The sequence below is a fragment of the Kaarinaea lacus genome (assembly GCF_975902315.1).
This window is the reverse complement of record NZ_CDLKIE010000049.1, coordinates 1-2,703: the sequence shown is the minus strand read 5'-3', so window position 1 is coordinate 2,703 and position 2,703 is coordinate 1. Positions and strand designations below refer to the sequence as shown.

The window sequence follows — 2,703 nt, the reverse complement described above, 5'->3', positions numbered from 1 at the left end:
CGGCATTAAAAGCTTTAGAAGGCGACACCTCCGACATCGGCGCGCCGTCCATCGAAAAACTGGTGGCGGCCATGGACGACTACATCCCCGAACCCGAGCGCGCCATCGACGGCGACTTTTTGATGCCGGTGGAAGACGTATTCTCGATTTCGGGTCGCGGTACCGTGGTGACCGGTCGTGTCGAGCGCGGCATCATCAAAGTGGGTGACGAAGTGGAAATCGTGGGTATCAAAGATACCACCAAGACCACCTGTACCGGTGTGGAAATGTTCCGCAAACTGCTGGATCAGGGTCAGGCGGGCGACAACGTGGGTGTGCTGCTGCGCGGCACCAAGCGGGAAGAAGTGGAGCGTGGTCAGGTGTTGGCCAAGCCCGGTTCGATCACACCGCACACCAAGTTCGAAGCCGAAGTGTACGTCTTAAGCAAAGAAGAAGGCGGTCGTCATACGCCATTCTTCAAGGGCTACCGTCCGCAGTTTTATTTCCGGACGACCGACGTGACCGGTTCGGTGGAATTGCCGGCCGATGTCGAGATGGTGATGCCGGGTGACAACGTGAACATGGTGGTGACCTTGATAGCCCCGATCGCGATGGAAGACGGTTTACGGTTTGCGATCCGCGAGGGTGGCCGCACAGTTGGCGCCGGCGTGGTCGCGAAGATTATTGAATAATGATTTTTATCAAAATATTTCAATAATATTTCAACAAATTAGTACAAACTGATCGTGGGAGGTGATATGATGCGCCCCCCACGGTGTGCTAATAGTGGGCAACCACAACAACACCGTAAATTAGTTTCTAACTGATTGTATTTAATAATTAATTTTTAAGTCTTATTAAGAAGGTTTAGATAAATGGCAGCTGGGCAAAGAATACGGATACGTTTAAAAGCATTTGATCATCGACTGATTGATCAATCAGCGCGGGAAATCGTAGAAACCGCGAAACGTACTGGCGCGCAAGTGCAGGGCCCAATTCCATTGCCAACGAAAAAAGAGCGTTGGACAGTTTTGATCTCACCGCACGTCAATAAAGATGCGAGAGATCAGTATGAGATGCGCACGCATAAACGTTTGATGGATATCGTCGACCCAACAGACAAAACGGTTGACGCCTTGATGAAGCTGGATCTTGCAGCCGGCGTTGACGTTCAAATCAAGTTAAGCTAGTTCGCGCATTTTACGTTCTGTTTTATAACAGTTAACCGTCTTTTGGTGGCTTCATTTTCGCTATCAAGGGCGTTATTTACTTTTTGTAGTTGTGATTTTGTTTTTGGCTATTTGTTAGTTAGTAAGTAATACGCACCGGTCAATCGAAATCGGTGTGATTTAGAGGATAATAAAAGATGACAATTGGTATCGTAGGGCGCAAAGCGGGCATGACTCGCGTGTTCACTGATGACGGTGTTTCCGTACCCGTTACAGTGGTCGAGGTTGAGCCTAATCGCGTCACCCAGGTAAAAACCATTGAATCAGATGGCTACCGTGCCGTGCAGGTAACTACAGGTAGTCGTCGTCCTTCTAGAGTTAACAAACCTAGCGCAGGTCACTTTTCAAAAGCGAATACAGAACCCGGTCGAGGTCTTTGGGAATTCCGTCTCGCGGATGGCGAAGGCGAAGAAGTTGAAGCAGGCTCCAGTATAAGCGTTGATATTTTTACTCAAGGTCAGCGCGTGGACGTAACTGGTACCAGCATCGGTAAAGGTTTTGCCGGTGTTATTAAACGCCACAACTTCCACATGCAGGATGCGACACATGGTAACTCCCTGTCACATCGTGCTCCTGGTTCTATTGGTCAAAACCAGACACCAGGCCGTGTATTTAAAGGCAAGAAAATGGCCGGACATATGGGTAACGTGAAACGCACTACCCAGAATCTGGAAGTTGTTCGAGTGGATGCTGATCGTAATTTGCTTTTAATCAAGGGTGCTATTCCTGGGTCAAAAGACAGTAACGTTATCGTACGTGCATCAGTTAAGGCGCGTTCCGATAAGGCGGCGAGTTAAGGGGCTGGATGATGGATTTGAATTTAATGACAGCAACGGGCAAAGCCTCAAAGAAAACCATTGAAGTTTCTGATGCAAACTTCGGTAAAGAATTTAACGAAGCGCTGGTACATCAGGTAGTCACAGCCTACCTTGCTGGTGCACGTAGCGGAACACGTAAAACCAAGAGCCGTTCTGAAGTAGCTGGTGGTGGTACCAAGCCATGGCGTCAAAAAGGTACTGGTCGCGCACGTTCCGGGACTATGAGTAGTCCGATCTGGCGTACTGGTGGGATGACTTTTGCGCTGAGACCGCAGGATCATTCGCAAAAAGTTAACCGTAAGATGTATCGCAGTGCGATACGTAACATATTGTCTGAGCTGGTTCGACAGGATCGCCTGGTAGTTATCGATGAGTTAAGTCTTGATGCGCCGAAGACAAAATTGCTGGCAGAAAAGTTGAAAACCTTAGCATTGACTAACGCGTTAATTGTTGTGGATGAGTTAGATGACAATCTGTATCTGGCATCCAGAAATCTGAAAAACATCGGTGTTTGCTCAACTAGAAATCTAAATCCGGTTGCGTTGGTGAACAGCGACAAGATTTTGATGACTGTAAATGCAGTCAAGCAAATTGAGGAGATGCTCGCATGATTGACTCTAAGATAGCCAATGTATTGCTTGAGCACCATGTAACAGAGAAGGCATCGATTCTTCGTG

General features: G+C 48.1%; 4 protein-coding genes. All 4 read left to right on the top strand.

Features of this window, described 5'->3' with window-relative positions; all coding sequences use genetic code 11:
- Positions 1-671 (top strand): EF-Tu C-terminal domain-related protein (locus ACWVCM_RS00870; RefSeq protein ID WP_455199804.1); only part of this gene is annotated, 671 nt, incomplete at its 5' end.
- Between the two features lie 183 nt (positions 672-854).
- Positions 855-1,169, top strand: coding sequence for a 30S ribosomal protein S10 (rpsJ, locus tag ACWVCM_RS00865; RefSeq protein WP_455199803.1), 315 nt, complete (start codon positions 855-857; stop codon positions 1,167-1,169).
- 176 nt (positions 1,170-1,345) lie between these two features.
- A complete protein-coding gene (gene rplC / locus ACWVCM_RS00860) occupies positions 1,346-2,005 on the top strand; it encodes a 50S ribosomal protein L3 (RefSeq protein ID WP_455199802.1) in 660 nt (219 codons plus the stop codon).
- A gap of 26 nt (positions 2,006-2,031) precedes the next feature.
- Positions 2,032-2,637, top strand: coding sequence for a 50S ribosomal protein L4 (gene rplD / locus ACWVCM_RS00855; RefSeq protein WP_455199801.1), 606 nt, complete (start codon positions 2,032-2,034; stop codon positions 2,635-2,637).
- Positions 2,638-2,703 lie beyond the last annotated feature (66 nt).